Raw genomic sequence first — 16067 nt, 5'->3', positions numbered from 1 at the left:
GATCACGGTGCGCCCGCACCACCCCCGACCGGTGCGTCGCCCTCTCCGGGTTCCTCGCGCGGGGCGAGCGATGCGAAATCCCCGGTGTCGCCGAGGCGGACGAGAAACGGCCTGAGACGGGTGTAGCGGATCGCGGTGATGGAACACGGTTCCACGGAGATCCGCTGGAAGAGGTCGAGATGGAGGCCGAGCGCGTCGGCGACGAGGGACTTGATGATGTCACCGTGGGAGCACATGAGGTAGACGGCGTCGGCGCCGTGGTCGCGCTCCACGCGCGCGTTCCACTCGCGTACGGCCTCGGCGGCGCGGGTCTGCATGGCCCGCATGGACTCACCGCCGGGGAAGGCGGCGGCGGACGGGTGGGCCTGCACGACCTCCATCAGCGGCTCGTCCATCAGTTCGGCGAGCTTGCGGCCGGACCAGTCGCCGTAGTGGCACTCCCCGATCCGCTCGTCGGTGTGGGAGCGCAGCCCGGGGCGGGCCTCCAGCAGCGGCCGTACGGTCTCCTGGCAGCGCTGGAGCGGGCTGGTGACGACTTCCGAGAGCGGAAGGCCCGCGAGCCTTCCGGGCAGCGCGGCGGCCTGCGCGGCACCGCGCTCGTCCAGGGCGACGCCGGGCGTCCATCCGGCGAGCACGCCCGAGGTGTTCGCGGTGGAGCGTCCGTGCCTTACGAGGATCAGCGTGGGCATGCGGACCAGGGTAGGCGTATCAGGGAAGGCACTGATGGCCGGGCGAAGGGAGAATGCGCCGAGTGATCGTGGACTGCGCCGTCTACCGGCATGGGCACCGTACCGAGGGTCCGGAGGATCTGTCCGACGCTCTCGCCGAGGCCCGCGCGGCGGGCGGTTTCGTGTGGATCGGCCTGCATGAGCCGTCCGAGCGCGAGTTCGACCTGGTCACCCAGGAGTTCGGGTTGCATCCACTGGCCGTGGAGGACGCCCTCAAAGCGCATCAGCGACCCAAGCTGGAGGTGTACGACGACTCGCTGTTCATGGTGCTGAAACCGGTGGTCTACGAGCCCGAGAGCGACACCGTCTCGGCCGGCGAGGTGATGGTCTTCCTCGGTGAGGGCTTCGTGGTGACCGTTCGGCACGGCGAGGGCGCGCCTCTGGCTGCCGTGCGGCGGCGGCTGGAGGAGGAGCCCGAGATGCTCGAGAAGGGCCCCACCTCTGTCCTGTACGCCATCGCGGACGCCACCGTCGACCACTACCTGGAGGTGGCGACGGAGTTGCAGACGGACCTGGACGAGCTGGAGGCGGAGGTCTTCCAGCCGGAGGTCGGGGGTTCCCGCAACACCGCTTCCCGGATCTACACCTTCAAGCGGCAGGTGCTGGAGTTCCGGCGGGCCACCGGGCCGCTGGCGCTGCCGCTGGTCAAGCTGGCCGGCACCGGGCCGCTCGGCAGCGAGGTGCTCTTCGTGCACGACAAGGCGCGGCCCTTCTTCCGGGACGTCAGCGACCACCTCATGCGCGTGAACGAGTCGGTGGAAGCCCTGGACCGGCTGATCTCGGACATTCTGTCGGCCCATCTGGCGCAGACGGGCGTGCGGCAGAACGACGACATGCGGAAGATCTCCGCGTGGGCGGCCATGGCGGCGGTCCCCACGCTGATCGCGGGCATCTACGGCATGAATTTCCAGCACATGCCGGAACTGCGCTGGGTCTGGGGATATCCCCTGGTGCTCGCGCTGATGGCCTCACTGGAGGTGCTGTTGTTCCGGCTGTTCAAGCGGCGCGGCTGGCTGTGAGGCGCTAGGCGAACTCGGGCGCGGGCGTCGCCGGTCCGCCCAGGGCGTCGCGGTGCTCGGGCATGCTGAGGCGGACCATGCGGTGCCAGCCGGCGAGGCGTTCGCAGGCGTACGCGGCGTGGATGCCGGCGGCGAGCACCGCGGACCTGGCGCGGGGCCAGTGCAGGATGCGTGCCATGTGGGCCATGACGGCGAGGCTGACGTCCCGGTGCACGCGGATCTCGGCGAGCGCGCACTCGCGCAGGGTCCGCTGGATCAGCCGGCCGTGTCCGGCGGCGGCGAAGCGGAGCAGTTCCTCGTGGGTGTAGGCGAGGTGGTTGTCCTCGTCGTGGGAGATCATGCGGACGGCCCGGCCGATGTCGGGGCGGTCGGCGAAGTACCTGCGGAGCATCCGCATCTGCTCGGAGGCACGCTGTTCGGTGACGCGGCTGTGGGCGAGGTAGACGATGATGTCCCGCACGGTGAGGGGCTCGTCGCGGCGGAGCTTGTCGTGGGCGAGTCCGATGCCGTGCCGTTCCAGGAGCATCGTGTAGTCGGTCTCGGGCGGTACGGGGACGGGGGTGAGCCCGCGCTTCCTCATCAGGGCACCGAAGATGCGGCCGTGCTTGTCCTCGTCGGCGCCGTGGCGCGCGATCTTGGGGGCCAGCGCGCGCTCGCCGGGCGGTACCAGTGCGGCGATCCGCGCGTTCTCCCAGCCGCCCTGGGACTCTCCGCTGGCGGCGATGGAGCAGAAGAGCCGGAAGGACTCGTCGTGGTCGAGGATCTCCTGGAACAGACTCTTGGCCGAGAGCATGGACGCCACCTCCGCAGCATTCCGCAGGTTCCCGCAAAGAATGAGTCAAATGCGGACAGAGTGGCCGCGCAACAGGGATGCGGGGCGACTCGGCCGAACGATGGAGCGGCAGGGCGCGGATGGAGCGGCGGGGCGCGGATGGAGCGGCGGGGCGCGAAAGACGCGAAAGAAGGGCCCGGCGGGTCGTAACCGCTCGGCGCCCTGCGCGTTGTTCCCGGTGACGGCCGTGGCGGGGAAGACCCCCGAGCCCCCACCACGGCCGCTGAATGCTTTGCGGCCGGCCGCCGGGTACTAGGCGAGACCCGCACGCTCCAGGGCCTCACTGCCGGCCCGCAGGGAGGCGAGCCGCTCCTCCAGCGTGAAGCCGGCCGGGGCGAGACTGAGGGTGGTGACCCCGGCGGCCGCGTAGGCCTGCATCCGGTCGGCGATGCGGTCGACGGAGCCCAGCAGCGTGGTCTTGTCGATGAGGTCCTGCGGGATCGCGGCGGCGGCGCCCTGCTTGTCCCCGGACAGGTACTTCTGCTGGATGTCGGCGGCCTCCTTCTCGTATCCCATGCGCTGCGCGAGCTTGTTGTAGAAGTTCTGCTTGGCGCTGCCCATGCCGCCGACGTACAGGGCGGTGTACGGGCGGAAGGTGTCGGCGAGCCGGGCCACGTCCTTGTCGTCGCCCAGGGCGAGCGGCAGGGTCGGGCAGATGTCGAACCCGTCGAGGGTCAGACCGGCCTTCTCCCGGCCGGCGCGCAGATACGAGACGGTGGTCTCCTCCAGGTGCTCGGCGGAGGGGAAGATCAGCAGAGCGCCGTCGGCGATCTCGCCGGTCTGCTCCAGGTTCTTGGGGCCGATCGCGGCGATGTAGAGCGGGATGTGCTCGCGCTGCGGGTGCACGGTCAGCTTGATCGGCTTGCCCGGGCCGCCGGGCAGCGGCAGGGTCCAGTGCTCGCCCTCGTACGTCAGCCGCTCCCGGGTCATCGCCCTGCGGACGATCTCCACGTACTCGCGGGTGCGGGCCAGCGGCTTGTCGAACTTGACGCCGTACCAGCCCTCGGAGACCTGCGGGCCCGAGACGCCGAGGCCGAGGCGGAACCGGCCGCCGGAGAGCGAGTCGAGCGTGGCCGCGGTCATCGCGGTCATCGCGGGCTGCCTGGCCGGGATCTGGAAGATGGCGGAGCCGACGTCGATGCGCTCGGTCTGCGCGGCGACCCAGCTGAGCACCGTGGCCGCGTCGGAGCCGTACGCCTCGGCGGCCCAGCACACGGAGTAGCCCAGCCGGTCGGCCTCCTGCGCCACGGCCAGGTTGTCGCCGTCCATTCCCGCGCCCCAGTAGCCGAGGTTGATACCGAGCTGCATGCGCGATCCCCTTACCCATGAGTAACGTCCCTTTGCCGTGACCTTAGCGCGGGAAGGCGGGTGGGGGGCAGGGCAAGGGCTGCCGAGTCGTCGCCGGGTGCGGGGGGGCGGGGCAGGGCGAAGGGCTGCGAGTCGGCGCCGGGTGCGGGGGAGGCAGGGGGCCGGGGGCCGGCTACGCGCTGCCGAGTCGGCGCCCGACGCCGGGGGGCCGAGGGCACGGCAAGGAGCTGCCGAGTCCTCGCCCGGGTGCGGGGGCAGGGCAAAGGGCTGCGGGTCGGCGCTGGGTGCCGGGAGGCGCGGGGCTGGTCGGGCGGTCGGCCGCGTCCTTGGGGAGGCGCAGTGCGTCGGCTTCGCGGCACCGCGAGCGCGGGCCGGCGGAACCCGCCCCGCACCGGCCGATCCGGTTGTCCACAGGCACCCACCGCACCGGTTCTGGCCAGTAATCTCGCCCGCATGGAGCAGAGGCATCTCGGCCGTACCGGCCTGCGCGTGTCCCGGATCGGACTCGGCACCCTCACCTGGGGACGGGACACCGACGAGCACGACGCCGCTGACATGCTGAAGGCGTTCTGGGAGGCCGGCGGCACCCTCGTCGACACGGCGGACGTGTACGGCGACGGAGAGGCGGAGTATCTGCTCGGGCAGCTCATGGACGGTCTGGTGCCGCGCCGGGACCTGGTCGTCTCCACCAAGGCGGGCAGCGTCCCCGATCCCGACCGCCGCTTCGACGGCTCGCGCGGCCATCTGCTCGCCGCGCTCGACGCCTCCCTGGCCCGGCTCGGCACCGATTACGTCGACGTGTGGCACATCCACGCCTACGACCCCGGCACCCCTCTGGAGGAGACGCTCCAGGCCCTCGACATAGCGGTGAACAGCGGCCGCGCCCGCTATGCCGGTGTCTCCAACTACTGCGGCTGGCAACTCGCCAAGGCGGCCACCTGGCAGCTCGCGGCGCCGGGCACGCGGACCCGGCTGGCCAGCACGCAGATGGAGTACTCGTTGCTGCAGCGGGGCGTGGAGCGCGAGGTGCTGCCCGCCGCGCTCGACCTCGGTCTGGGCCTGCTGCCCTCGTCCCCGCTCGGCCGGGGCGTGCTGACCGGCAAGTACCGGCACACCACTCCCCCGGACTCGCGGGGTGCCTCCGAGCATCTGGCACCGTTCGTCGAGCCGTATCTGGACGACACGGCGACCCGGATCGTGGACGCGGTGACGACGGCCGCCGACGGGCTCGCGGTCACCCCGCTCCAGGTGGCCCTCGCCTGGGTCCGGGACCGGCCCGGCGTCGCCGCGCCGATCGTCGGCGCACGCAACGCGCAGCAGCTCACGGCGGCATTGTCAGTGGAGGCCCTTAGTCTTCCTGACGAGATCTGCCGGGCGCTCGACGATGTGTCGGCGCCCGTGCACCGCTATCCCGATCACGACTGGAGCACGCTGTGAGCACGGAGCCGGAGACCACGGAGGAAGCCGGGCCGGGGACACCGGAGACCACGGACACGGCCGGGGACCCGGCGGCCACGGGTAAGGACACGGCGGGCGCGGGTGAGGAACCGGCGGCCACGGGTCAGCAACCGGCCGACGCGAGTCACGGCACGGCGGACGGGGGTCAGGAACCGGCGGCCGCGGGTCAGGACCCGGTGGGCGCGGGTCAGGACCCGGTGGCGGGTGAGGGTGGGACGGCGGAGGGCGAGTCCGCGGCCGGCGGCGGCGAGGCGGACCCGCAGTTGTCCGAGGCCGAGGCCGAGCTGGCCGCGCAGAAGGTCGAGCGGGAGCGGATCGAGCGGCGCAAGGCCGAGAAGCAGGGCCCGATCGCGAGCGGCGCCAAGCTCAGCGGCACGGCCGCCGACCTGCTCGCCGCCGTCCGGGCCGTGGAGAGCGGCGAGAAACCGACGGCCACGGTGTTCGCCGAGCCCGCACCGGAACCCCGCCGCCCCGCCCCGGAGCCGGTGCGCAGGCCCCGGCCCGCTCCCGCCCCGGTAGCACCGGCCGCGCCCGTGCCGGAGTCCGTCGAGGCCGTGCGCCGCGTGCTGGCCGAGGGCGGCGCACCCGACACCCTGGCCCCGCAGGTGGCCGCGGCCCTCGGCGAGGGCGCCGCCGCCGCGCTCCGCGAGGACCCCTGGCTGCTGCTCCGGGTCGGCGGCGTACGGCCGGACCAGGCCGACGGCTTCGCGCGGGCGCTGCTCGGCGCCGCCTGCGGCCCGGACGACGAGCGACGGGGCCGCGCGCTGACCGGCCGGCTGCTGGAGCAGGCGGCGCTGGCCGGGCACACCGCCCTGGAACTGTCCGCGCTCACCGCTGCGCTCGGCCGGCAAGGCGTGCCGGACCCGGACGCGGCGGTGCAGAGCACGCTCGCCGAGGGCGAGGCCCTGGTGTTCCAGGACGCCCTGGAGGAGCCCGGCGCCCCGGCCCCCCAGGACACGGACGAGGAGCAGGAACGGCCGGTCCGGGTCCTCGTCGGTCTGGAGCGGTACGCGCTGGCCGAGGAGAGCCTCGCCGACGGCCTGGCCCGGCTGGTCAACTCGCCGGTCAGGGAGGCCGGGCAGACGGCCTGGGAGGCGGCTGCCGCGGAGCTGTCCGGCGGTGCGGCCGAGCTGGCCCGCGCGGTCACCGGGCACGGCCTGGTGCTGCACACCGGCGGGGAGGCGGCCCGCGCCGAACCGGCCGCGCTGCTCGGCGCCGCCCGCGCCGCAGGTCTGCGGGCCTTCGCCGCCTGCCACACGCCGGACGGGCACCGGCGTCTGGCCGCGCTGCCGGGCGGGGAGCAGGGCGTGGGCACGGTCGCCGGTCTGCTGTCCGGTGCCGAGGGGCCCGGCCGGGACGGGGAGGGCGCTCTCGAACTGGACCTGCTGATCGTGCTGGACGCGCCCCAGCTCGATGTGGAGACCGCCGCGATGCTGGTGGAGTCGCTGCCCGACGGGGCCCGGCTGGTGCTGAGCGGCGACCCCGGGGTGCTGTGGTCGGCCGGTCCGGGCCGGGTCTTCGCCGATCTGCTCGCGGCCCGCGTCTGCCCGCAGACCGCCTCCCGCGTCCCGGACCCGGGCCCGGTCGGGGAGCTGGTCTCCGGTGTCGGTGCCGGTGAGCTGAACCAGGTGGACGCGCCCGGCAAGGAGATCGTCATCGTCCCGGTGCGGGACGCGGGCGAGGCCGTGCACCGGACGGTGCAGCTGGTCGCGGACTCGGTGCCGCGGGCGATCGGCATCCCGGCCGACCAGACCGTGGTGATCACCCCGGGGCACGGTGGCGCCGCGGGCACCCGGGCGCTCAACGCCGCCCTGAAGGAACGTCTCAACCCCGGCCCCGGCCGGTTCGGCGGCTTCGACCCCGGCGACCGGATCGCCTACTCCCCCGCGCCGGGCCGCACGGTGCCGGGCGTGGTGGTGAACGCCGACGCGGACGGGCTGCACCTGGCGTGCGCGGGCGGCCCCGTCGTCGTACCGCGCGAGCGGGTGGAGAGCTGTGTCCGGCCCGGCTGGGCGCTGACCGCGCACCAGGCGGTGGGCGCCCGCTGGCCGGCGGCGGTCGTGGTGCTGCCCGGGGATGCGGCGCAGACGCTCAGCAGACCGTGGGTGTACACGGCGTTCGGCCGGGCGGACCGGCACCTGTCCGTGGTGCACGGCGTGGAACAGGCCCTGCCCAAGGCGGTCGCGGAGATCCCGGCCAGGCCCCGCACGACCCGTCTCCAGACGCTGCTGCGCATGCAGGACGCGGACTGACTCCTTCCCCGCCCAGGCCCTCGGCCGCCCTCGTCCCTTCCGCCGCACCGGCGGACCACCGCGAGGGCGGCCTGCGGGTGTCCCCGCGCCCCTTCAGGCAGTGACGGCGGTGCCGCGGGGGCCTCAGGCCCCGACGGCACCGCCACCCCGGTCACTTCTCGGCGTCGATCGGCTCCGGCTCGTCCTCGTCGTCCTCCACGAAGTCGAGGTCGTCGTCGTCATCGCCGGAGGCCTCGTCGTCGAACACCGCGCTCACGTCGAACCGGCACACGACCTGCTGCGGATCGATGTGCTCGAACGGCGTCTCCAGCCACTCGCCGGCCTCGGACGGCTCCTCGGCAGCGGTGACCCACAGCGTCGAGTCGCCCTCCTCCAGGCCGAACTCCTTGTGGCGGGAGGCGATCTCGTCCGGTTCGAACTCGCCGAAGAGGATGCCGAGCGCCCCGGGAACGGAGCCGGCGGCCTCGGCGTCGTCCACGCCGTGGTCGTACTCCGCCGCCTCGACCCGCTGAGCCTGCGCGAGCAGCCGCGGCGGCTCCGCCACGATGTAGTCGCGGCGGATCAGCACGCTGATCGCGTTCGGTTCCTCGGGACCCGCGTACGGCGGCAGCGCGTCCTCGGCCCCGGGGATCTCGAAGGGCGTGACCTCGTCGTAGCGGTCGTAGAGCAGCTCGTCGTAGGCCTCGGCGGCAGCGGCCAGCTGGTTGAACGCCTCCGAGACGGCCGGGTCGTCCTCCCCCGACCTGCGTTCGACCGCAGCCAGGTGACGGTCGAGCGCGGTCTTGATCGCCTCGGCGGCGGCGCGTACCTCGGCAGCGGTGGGCTGCGCAGCATCAGACATAGTGCAGACGCTATCCGTACCGGGCACCAGCCCGCACAATAGATGCGATGCCGGAATACGAATTTGTCGATGTGTATGTACCTCGCGGGGTGTCCCGCAAGGAGGCGACACGTCTGCTGACGGACCATGCCGAGTACGGACACTGGGAGTTGGACCGACTGAGCCTGCTGCGTGACGGCAGCCGCAGGGTGCGGCTGCGCCGGCGGATCATCCGCCAGGTGCGCGCCACGTGGTGAGGCAGGGGAAACCTGAACGGAGCGGGCCCGGCCGGCATGGCAGGGCCCGCTCCGTTCGTGCGGGCGGTACGGCCTTGTCACCAGGCCGTAGCGCCCTTCGACCCGGCGTTCGCGTTATGCCGCGGCGCGCGCCTTGCGGTAGAGCAGGGCGCCCGTGAGCAGCGCGCCCGCGCCGACCGGCAGCGCGAGGCCCAGCGGCACGTCGCTGCCCGTGTGCGCGAGCTGGGCGGTGGTCAGGGACTCGGCGGAGCGGCCCGCCTGCGCCTCGGCCTGGTTCGAGCTGTGAGCCGTGGTGCCCTTCTCGCCGCCCGTGCCGGAGTGGCCAGGCTTGTCCGGGTGCTGCGGGGTCCCCGGGCTGCCGGTGTGACCGGAGTCACCGTCGTGACCAGGGTGTCCGGGGTGTCCCGGGTGTCCCGGGTGACCTGGGTGCCCCGGGTGGCCGGGCTTCCCGGGCGGATTGCCGTGCTCGCCACCCGGCTGCGGGCCGTGGTGACCGCCGCCGTTGACGCAGTCGTCACCCGTGGTGGCGTTGCCGATGCCGATGACGTCGACGCTGTTGCCGCACACGTTCACCGGTACGTCGACCGGCACCTGCACGGTGTTGCCGGAGCCCACGCCCGGCGAGCCGCCGGTGTGGCCGTCCGCGTGCGAACCACCGGAACCGCTGCCGCCGGAATCGTGGCCGCCCGAGTCGCCGTAACCCCCCGGGGTGTCGCCGTGGTTGGCGCACTTGTTGCCCGCCGACGGGTTGAGAAGCCCGACCACGTTCACGGTGTTGCCGCAGACGTTCACCGGAACGTGCACCGGCACCTGCACCGTGTTGCCGGACAGTACGCCCGGCGAGCCGGCGGCGGTGCCCGCCGCGCCCGCGTCGGCGTGCGCGTAGCCGCTCGCGGCGGCGATCACGCCGGTCGCGGCCGCCATGGTCATCAGGCCCTTGCGCGTGCCCTGTCGCATGCTGATTCCCCCCTGCCTTCCATGCCTTGTTTCGAAAGGCCGGTCGGCCTCGGAGCGCATGGCACGCACTCCGAGGCCGACGGCCCGCAAGACGCCCCACCAGGGCGTCGGCGTCACTTGTTGAAGCAGGTGTTGCCGAAGGCGGGGTTCAGGAGCCCGATCACGTTGACCGTGTTGCCACAGACGTTCACCGGAACGTGCACGGGCACCTGGACGACGTTGCCGGAGACGACACCCGGGGAGTGCACAGCGGCTCCCTGGGCACCGGAGTCGGCGACGGCGAGGCCCGCGCCCGCGAGAACCAGCCCACCGGTGGCAGCCGCAGCAGCGACGACCTTCTTGATCATTCTTCCTCCTTGTTGGCAATGCGACCCCAAGGTTCGGGGTCACATCACCTGTAACGAGGAGGGGCTGATGAAGCTACGAACCGATCGTCGCATTCACCCTTCTCAGTCGATCTCGCACGGCTGCCCGATTACCTGAGGGCAGAGCCTCACGACGCGTCGATGAACCGGTCGAGGACCCGCACGCCGAACTGCAGCCCGTCCACCGGCACCCGCTCGTCCACGCCGTGGAACATGCCGGCGAAGTCCAGCTCCGGCGGCAGCTTGAGCGGGGCGAAGCCGAAGCCGCGGATGCCGAGGTCGTCGAAGGACTTGGCGTCGGTACCGCCGGAGAGCATGTAGGGGATGGCCTTGGCGGTGGGGTCCTCGGCCAGCAGCGCCGACTGCATGGCCGCCACCAGCGGTCCGTCGAAGCCGGTCTCCAGCGCCTTGTCGGAGTGCACGTCCTCACGGCGGACGTTCGGGCCGAGCAGCCGGTCGAGGTCGGCGAGGAACTCCTCCTCGTGGCCGGGCAGGAACCGTCCGTCGATGTGGGCGGTGGCCTCGCCCGGGATGACGTTGACCTTGTAGCCGGCGTTCAGCTGGGTCGGGTTGGCGGTGTTGCTGAGCGTCGCGCCGATGAACTTGGCGATGCCGCCGAGCCGGACGAGGGTGGACTCCATGTCCTCCGGGTCCAGCTCGGCGCCGAAGGCGTCGCCCAGCTCGTCGAGGAAGGCCCGGGTGGTCTTGGTGACCCGGACCGGGAACTTGTGCCGGCCGACCCGGGCGACGGCCTCGGACAGCTCGGTGATGGCGTTGTCCCGGTGGATCATGGAGCCGTGCCCGGCGGTGCCGGCCACGGTGAGCTTCATCCAGTGCATGCCCTTCTCGGCCGTCTGGATCATGTAGAGCCGGCGCTGCTCGTTCACGGTGAAGGAGAAGCCGCCGACCTCGCTGATCGCCTCGGTGACCCCCTCGAACAGCTCGGGGTGGTGGTCGACCAGCCAGCGGGCGCCGTAGGTGCCGCCCGCCTCCTCGTCGGCGAGGAAGGCGACCACGATGTCCCGCGGGGGCCGGCGCCCGCTGCGCAGCCGGTCACGGACGACCGCGAGGGTCATCGCGTCCATGTCCTTCATGTCGACGGCCCCGCGCCCCCACACGCACCCGTCGGTGATCTCGCCGGAGAACGGGTGGTGGGTCCAGTCGTCGGCGTTGGCCGGTACGACGTCCAGGTGGCCGTGGATCAGCAGCGCGGGCCGTGACGGGTCCTCGCCCTCGATGCGGGCCACGGTGGAGGTGCGGCCGGGGTGCGACTCGTAGATCCCGGGTTCCAGCCCGACCTCCGCGAGCTTCTCGGCGACCCACTCGGCGGCCTTGCGCTCCCCCGGCCCGGAGTGGTCGCCGTAGTTGCTGGTGTCGAACCGGATCAGCTCGCGGCAGAGGTCCACGACCTCGTCCTCGCCGGTGACGCCCTTGGCCGTGTCCGTCTCGCTCACGCTGGTTCCTCCCGCTGTCACTGCTGGTGGTTGCCCTCATCCTCTCTCCGGCCCTGGTCCGGACCCAAGACCGGTCCCGGCCCGTCACACGCCGTTCACGCCGGCCGGGGGGTGATCAGCCACCCCGGAAAGCCTGGTAATGTTTCCTTCGTCGCCGCGAGAGAAATCCCGCCGAAAGGGAGGACTCGCACGACAGACACCTTGTCCGGGTGGCGGAATGGCAGACGCGCTAGCTTGAGGTGCTAGTGCCCTTTATCGGGCGTGGGGGTTCAAGTCCCCCCTCGGACACCAGTGAGGGCCCCTGTTCATCAGGGGCCCTCCACTTTTCCCGTACCGGTGCGTTTCCCGTACCGAGCCGGCGCGCCCCCGTGCCGGCCCGTCGCGGCCCTGTTCCCCGTGCCGGGCCGTCACGCGCCCTGCCGGCCCGTCGCGTGCCTCTCTTCACCTCCCCGCGCCCGCCCGCCCCGCCGGGGCGGCTGACAGTCGCACCAACTGGCCCTGAATGTCCGCATTTTGGCGCTCGTGTGGGCCATCTCTCGTCCGCTGCACAGACCGGCAGGTCAGCGGGCCGGGCCGGTCACCGTGCGCATCCGAACAGTCCCTCCTGAGTGGCCGGACGAACGGGCGGAGCTTAGCGTCGCACTAAGATTTCCGGTTTGTTACCCGGCCGGACCCGACGTGAGGACCTGATGGCAGCCATAGACGAGAGCAGTGCTCTCGGCCTGCTCGACGAAGAGATCCGCACGCAGTTCGGTGACAGGGCGCGTTTCTCCGCGGGGCCGGCCGCCTCGCCGCGCACCCTGGTCGACGTCTTCGACGCGTCGGTGCGGTCGTACCCGGACGAGCCGGCGCTGGACGACGGCACCCACCGCCTCAGCTACCGTGCGCTGGCCGTGGAGGTGGAGCGGCTGCGGCTGCGGCTCGCCGCCGCGGGGGTCGGGCTCGGGGACCGGGTCGGGGTGCGGGTCCCCTCCGGGACCAATGAGCTGTATGTCGCGATCCTCGCGGTTCTGGCCGCCGGTGCCGCCTACGTCCCCGTCGACGCCGAGGATCCGGACGAGCGGGCCGAGCTGGTGTTCAAAGAGGCGGGCGTACGGGCCGTCGTCGGAGCCGGGCACCGGATCACCGTCGACGGTGCCTCCGACGTCCCGGCCGCCCGCCCCGGCATCGAGCACGACGCCTGGATCATCTTCACCTCCGGGTCCACCGGGAAGCCCAAGGGCGTCGCCGTCACGCACCGCAGCGCCGCCGCCTTCGTGGACGCCGAGGCCGCGCTGTTCCTGGCCGAGGAGCCGATCGGGCCCGGAGACCGGGTCATGGCGGGGCTGTCCGTCGCCTTCGACGCGTCCTGCGAGGAGATGTGGCTGGCCTGGCGCTACGGCGCCTGCCTGGTGCCGGTACCGAGAGCACAGGTCAGGAGCGGGGCCGATCTCGGGCCCTGGCTGGTCGAGCAGGAGATCACCGTGGTCTCGACCGTGCCGACGCTGGCCGCGCTCTGGGAGCCCGAGACCCTGAACGACGTACGGCTGCTGATCTTCGGCGGCGAGGCCTGCCCGCCCGAGCTGGCGCAGCGGCTGGTCACCGAGGGGCGCGAGGTGTGGAACACCTACGGGCCGACCGAGGCGACCGTCGTGGCCTGCGCGGCGCTGATGACGGGCGAGGAGCCCATCAGGATCGGGCTGCCGCTGAACGGCTGGGAGCTTGCCGTCGTCGACGACGCCGGGGAGCCCGTGGCCATGGGGGGCAGCGGGCAGCTGGTGATCGGCGGGGTCGGACTCGCGCGGTATCTGGACCCCGGGAAGGACGCGGAGAAGTACGCGCCGCTCACGTCGCTGGGCTGGGAGCGGGCCTACCGCAGCGGTGACCTGGTGCGGGCGGAGCCCGAGGGACTGATCTTCCTGGGGCGGGCCGACGAGCAGATCAAGCTCGGCGGGCGGCGCATCGAGCTGGGTGAGGTGGACGCCGCGCTGCAGGCGCTGCCCGGCGTGGCCGGGGCGGCCGCCGCCGTGCGCACCGCCCGCAGCGGCAATCAGCTCCTCGTCGGCTACGTGGTGACCCAGGACGGCTGGGACCAGGCCGCCGCGGTCGAGAAGCTGCGGGCCGCGCTGCCCGCCGCGCTGGTGCCGCTGCTCGCGCCGGTCGCCGAGCTGCCGACCCGGACCTCCGGGAAGGTGGACCGGGGCGCCCTGCCATGGCCGCTGCAGGGGGTGGAGGCCCCCAAGGCGGCCCTCTACGGCACCGAGGCCTGGCTCGCCGACCAGTGGGCGGAGGTCCTGGGCATCCCGGTGACCAGCGCCTGCGACGACTTCTTCGCGATCGGCGGCGGCTCTCTGGCCGCCGCTCAGCTCACCACCCGGCTGCGCACCCGGTACCCGAGCGCCGCCGTCCTCGACATCTACCAGCAGCCCGTCCTGCGCAAGCTCGCCCGGCGGCTGGAGGCCTCGGCGCAGGACGACGGCGCCCGGCGCACCGTCGCCCCGGTACCGGTCCGTGCCCAGGCCGTCCAGCTTCTCCTGCTCCTGCCGCTGGTCACCCTGCTCGGGCTGCGCTGGACGCTGGCCCTGGCCGCGGCCGGGAACCTGCTGCCCGGCTACGCCTGGCTGCCGACCGCGCCCTGGTGGCTGCTCGCGGCCGGTGCCCTGCTGTTCTTCACCCCGCCCGGGCGGATCGCGCTCGCGGCGGGCGGGGCGCGGCTGCTGCTGCGGGGGGTTGTGCCCGGGCGGTATCCGCGCGGTGGGAGCGTGCATCTGCGGCTGTGGGCGGCCGAACGGCTGGCCGAGTTCAGCGGGGCGACCGCGCTGACCGGGTCGTGGCTGGAGCGGTACGCGCGGGCGCTGGGCGCCAAGGTCGGGCCCGAGGTGGATCTGCACTCGCTGCCGCCGGTCACCGGCATGCTCAGGCTGGGCCGGGGCGCGGCCGTGGAGTCCGAGGTCGACCTGTCCGGGTACTGGCTGGACGGCGACCGGCTGGAGATCGGCCCGGTCAGGGTCGGCGCGCACGCCGTCGTCGGGACGCGCAGCATGCTGTTCCCGGGCGCGCGGGTCGGCAAGCGGGCCGAGGTGGCGCCGGGGTCGGCGGTCTCCGGGCAGGTGCCCACCGGTCAGCGGTGGGCGGGCGCGCCCGCGGTCAAGCTCGGCAAGGCCAAGCGCAACTGGCCGAAGGAGCGGCCGCAGCGGGGCAGGTGGTGGCGGGTGATGTACGGCGTGACGGGCGTCGCGCTGAGCGCCATGCCGGTGTCGGCGGGCGTGGCCGCGCTGCTGGTCGCCCGTGTCTTCGTGACACCCGGGACCGGACTCGCCGGGGCCCTCGGGGGAGCCGCGCTCGCGCTCGTGCCGGCCACGCTGGCCTTCGGGCTGGTGTACGCGCTGAAGATCCTGGTCGCCGTACGGCTGCTCAGCCTGGGGCTGCGCGAGGGCACGCATCCGACGCACGGCCGGGTCGGCTGGCAGGCGTGGACGGTGACGCAGCTGATGGACCGGTCCCGGGAGACGCTGTTCCCGCTGTACGCGGGTCTGGTCACGCCGGTGTGGCTGCGGCTCCTGGGGATGCGGATCGGGCGGGGGGCCGAGGTGTCGACCGTGCTGGCGCTGCCGAGCCTGACCACCGTCGGTGACGGGGCGTTCCTGGCGGACGACACGCTGACGGCGCCGTACGAGCTGGGCGGCGGCTGGGTCCGGATCGGGCGCGCGGAGATCGGGCGGCGGGCGTTCCTCGGGAACTCCGGGATGACCGCGCCCGGGCGGAGCGTGCCGGACGGCGGTCTGGTCGGCGTGCTCTCGGCGACGCCGAAGAAGGCGAAGAAGGGCACCTCGTACCTGGGGCTGCCGCCGGTGAAGCTGCCGCGCAGTGCGGCCGGCGGGGACCAGAGCCGTACGTACGAGCCGCCGGCCCGGCTGCTGTGGGCGCGGGGTCTGGTGGAGCTGTGCCGGATCGTGCCGGTGCTGTGCTCGGCGGCGCTGGCCGCGGCGACGGTGCTGGCTCTGTGTGCGCTGGGGGCGTGGGCCTGGGTCCTGTCGGGGCTGGTGCTGGCGGCGGCGGGGGCCGCGGCGGCGGCGGTGTCCGTCGTGGCGAAGTGGCTGCTGGTGGGGCGGCACCGGGCCGGGGAGCATCCGCTGTGGAGTTCGTTCGTGTGGCGCAACGAGCTGGCGGACACGTTCGTCGAGGTGCTGGCGGTGCCGTGGCTGGCCGGGGCGGTGCCGGGGACACCGGTGATGACGGCCTGGCTGCGCGGTCTCGGCGCGCGCATCGGCAGGGGGGTCTGGGTGGAGAGCTACTGGCTGCCGGAGACGGACCTGGTGACCCTGGAGGACGCCGCCACCGTGAACCGGGGCTGTGTGCTGCAGACTCACCTCTTCCACGACCGGATCTTGCGGACGGATACTGTGGTCCTCCGTGAGGGCGCCACGCTGGGTCCTGGCGGAATCGTGCTGCCCGGCAGCACGATCGGGGCCCGTACGACCCTGGGTCCCGCGTCGCTCGTCATGGCCGCGGAGTCCGTCCCGGACGACACCCGCTGGCTCGGCAACCCGATCGAGGCATGGCGTCCGTGACCGCGGGCCACCGGGTTCTCGTGGGTGAGGCACGGGCACCGGCAGGCAGTGGTGGCACAGCGCAGGG

The 16067-nt window shown here is 73.1% G+C and carries 12 protein-coding genes and 1 tRNA gene; 6 read left to right on the top strand and 7 right to left on the bottom strand.

Features of this window, described 5'->3' with window-relative positions:
• Nucleotides 1-2 precede the first annotated feature (2 nt).
• Complete coding sequence (locus ACZ4SF_RS16235) at nucleotides 3-689, bottom strand: histidine phosphatase family protein (RefSeq protein WP_468384078.1); 687 nt, start codon at nucleotides 687-689, stop codon at nucleotides 3-5.
• 62 nt (nucleotides 690-751) lie between these two features.
• On the opposite strand from ACZ4SF_RS16235, the gene corA reads away from it, so the two are divergent.
• Nucleotides 752-1747 (top strand): magnesium/cobalt transporter CorA, encoded by a 996-nt coding sequence (corA, locus tag ACZ4SF_RS16230; RefSeq protein WP_468384076.1) that lies wholly within the window; start codon nucleotides 752-754, stop codon nucleotides 1745-1747.
• Between the two features lie 4 nt (nucleotides 1748-1751).
• Here the strand turns inward: corA and ACZ4SF_RS16225 are convergent, their stop codons facing one another.
• Both ACZ4SF_RS16225 and ACZ4SF_RS16220 read right to left on the bottom strand, forming a co-directional pair.
• Nucleotides 1752-2540, bottom strand: a complete 789-nt coding sequence (locus ACZ4SF_RS16225; RefSeq protein WP_468384073.1) for a ferritin-like domain-containing protein — start codon at nucleotides 2538-2540, stop codon at nucleotides 1752-1754.
• A gap of 291 nt (nucleotides 2541-2831) precedes the next feature.
• Complete coding sequence (locus ACZ4SF_RS16220) at nucleotides 2832-3887, bottom strand: LLM class F420-dependent oxidoreductase (RefSeq protein WP_468384070.1); 1056 nt, start codon at nucleotides 3885-3887, stop codon at nucleotides 2832-2834.
• Nucleotides 3888-4340: 453 nt separating this feature from the next.
• On the opposite strand from ACZ4SF_RS16220, the gene ACZ4SF_RS16215 reads away from it, so the two are divergent.
• Nucleotides 4341-5324 carry an aldo/keto reductase gene (locus ACZ4SF_RS16215; protein ID WP_468384068.1) on the top strand — a complete coding sequence of 328 codons (984 nt, stop codon included), beginning with the start codon at nucleotides 4341-4343 and terminating at the stop codon, nucleotides 5322-5324.
• Complete coding sequence (locus ACZ4SF_RS16210) at nucleotides 5321-7597, top strand: helix-hairpin-helix domain-containing protein (RefSeq protein ID WP_468384066.1); 2277 nt, start codon at nucleotides 5321-5323, stop codon at nucleotides 7595-7597. The genes ACZ4SF_RS16215 and ACZ4SF_RS16210 overlap by 4 nt, the downstream gene beginning before the upstream one ends.
• A gap of 151 nt (nucleotides 7598-7748) precedes the next feature.
• On the opposite strand, the gene ACZ4SF_RS16205 is transcribed toward ACZ4SF_RS16210, so the two are convergent.
• Nucleotides 7749-8438 carry a hypothetical protein gene (locus ACZ4SF_RS16205; RefSeq protein ID WP_468384063.1) on the bottom strand — a complete coding sequence of 230 codons (690 nt, stop codon included), beginning with the start codon at nucleotides 8436-8438 and terminating at the stop codon, nucleotides 7749-7751.
• Nucleotides 8439-8485: 47 nt separating this feature from the next.
• On the opposite strand from ACZ4SF_RS16205, the gene ACZ4SF_RS16200 reads away from it, so the two are divergent.
• Complete coding sequence (locus tag ACZ4SF_RS16200) at nucleotides 8486-8674, top strand: DUF5703 family protein (protein ID WP_014671721.1); 189 nt, start codon at nucleotides 8486-8488, stop codon at nucleotides 8672-8674.
• A gap of 114 nt (nucleotides 8675-8788) precedes the next feature.
• Here ACZ4SF_RS16200 and ACZ4SF_RS16195 read toward each other — a convergent pair whose 3' ends face one another.
• From ACZ4SF_RS16195 to ACZ4SF_RS16185, 3 genes are all read right to left on the bottom strand, one after another.
• The gene (locus tag ACZ4SF_RS16195) at nucleotides 8789-9631 is read right to left on the bottom strand and encodes a chaplin (RefSeq protein WP_468384060.1); all 843 of its coding nucleotides are present in this window, start codon (nucleotides 9629-9631) and stop codon (nucleotides 8789-8791) included.
• Nucleotides 9632-9744: 113 nt separating this feature from the next.
• Nucleotides 9745-9978: a chaplin ChpH gene (gene chpH / locus ACZ4SF_RS16190; RefSeq protein ID WP_201842557.1), complete on the bottom strand. Its 234-nt coding sequence runs from the start codon at nucleotides 9976-9978 to the stop codon at nucleotides 9745-9747.
• A 146-nt stretch (nucleotides 9979-10124) separates the two neighbouring features.
• Nucleotides 10125-11450 (bottom strand): M20/M25/M40 family metallo-hydrolase, encoded by a 1326-nt coding sequence (locus ACZ4SF_RS16185; RefSeq protein ID WP_468384056.1) that lies wholly within the window; start codon nucleotides 11448-11450, stop codon nucleotides 10125-10127.
• A gap of 203 nt (nucleotides 11451-11653) precedes the next feature.
• Here ACZ4SF_RS16185 and ACZ4SF_RS16180 point away from each other — a divergent pair.
• A tRNA-Leu gene (locus ACZ4SF_RS16180) sits at nucleotides 11654-11741 on the top strand.
• 398 nt (nucleotides 11742-12139) lie between these two features.
• Nucleotides 12140-16000, top strand: a complete 3861-nt coding sequence (locus tag ACZ4SF_RS16175; protein WP_468384053.1) for a Pls/PosA family non-ribosomal peptide synthetase — start codon at nucleotides 12140-12142, stop codon at nucleotides 15998-16000.
• Nucleotides 16001-16067 lie beyond the last annotated feature (67 nt).

This window comes from Streptomyces sp. NPDC027663, from assembly GCF_055566415.1.
Note: the sequence above shows the minus strand (reverse complement) of the source record. Positions and strands in the feature narration are given on the sequence as shown.

Excerpts from the sequence above, each read along its gene's own strand:
- ACZ4SF_RS16235 (WP_468384078.1), bottom strand. The coding sequence starts at position 689 with ATGCCCACGCTGATCCTCGTAAGGCACGGACGCTCCACCGCGAACACC.
- ACZ4SF_RS16225 (WP_468384073.1), bottom strand. The coding sequence starts at position 2,540 with ATGCTCTCGGCCAAGAGTCTGTTCCAGGAGATCCTCGACCACGACGAG.
- ACZ4SF_RS16220 (WP_468384070.1), bottom strand. The coding sequence starts at position 3,887 with ATGCAGCTCGGTATCAACCTCGGCTACTGGGGCGCGGGAATGGACGGC.
- ACZ4SF_RS16215 (WP_468384068.1), top strand. The coding sequence starts at position 4,341 with ATGGAGCAGAGGCATCTCGGCCGTACCGGCCTGCGCGTGTCCCGGATC.
- ACZ4SF_RS16205 (WP_468384063.1), bottom strand. The coding sequence starts at position 8,438 with ATGTCTGATGCTGCGCAGCCCACCGCTGCCGAGGTACGCGCCGCCGCC.
- ACZ4SF_RS16200 (WP_014671721.1), top strand. The coding sequence starts at position 8,486 with ATGCCGGAATACGAATTTGTCGATGTGTATGTACCTCGCGGGGTGTCC.
- ACZ4SF_RS16195 (WP_468384060.1), bottom strand. The coding sequence starts at position 9,631 with ATGCGACAGGGCACGCGCAAGGGCCTGATGACCATGGCGGCCGCGACC.
- chpH (WP_201842557.1), bottom strand. The coding sequence starts at position 9,978 with ATGATCAAGAAGGTCGTCGCTGCTGCGGCTGCCACCGGTGGGCTGGTT.
- ACZ4SF_RS16175 (WP_468384053.1), top strand. The coding sequence starts at position 12,140 with ATGGCAGCCATAGACGAGAGCAGTGCTCTCGGCCTGCTCGACGAAGAG.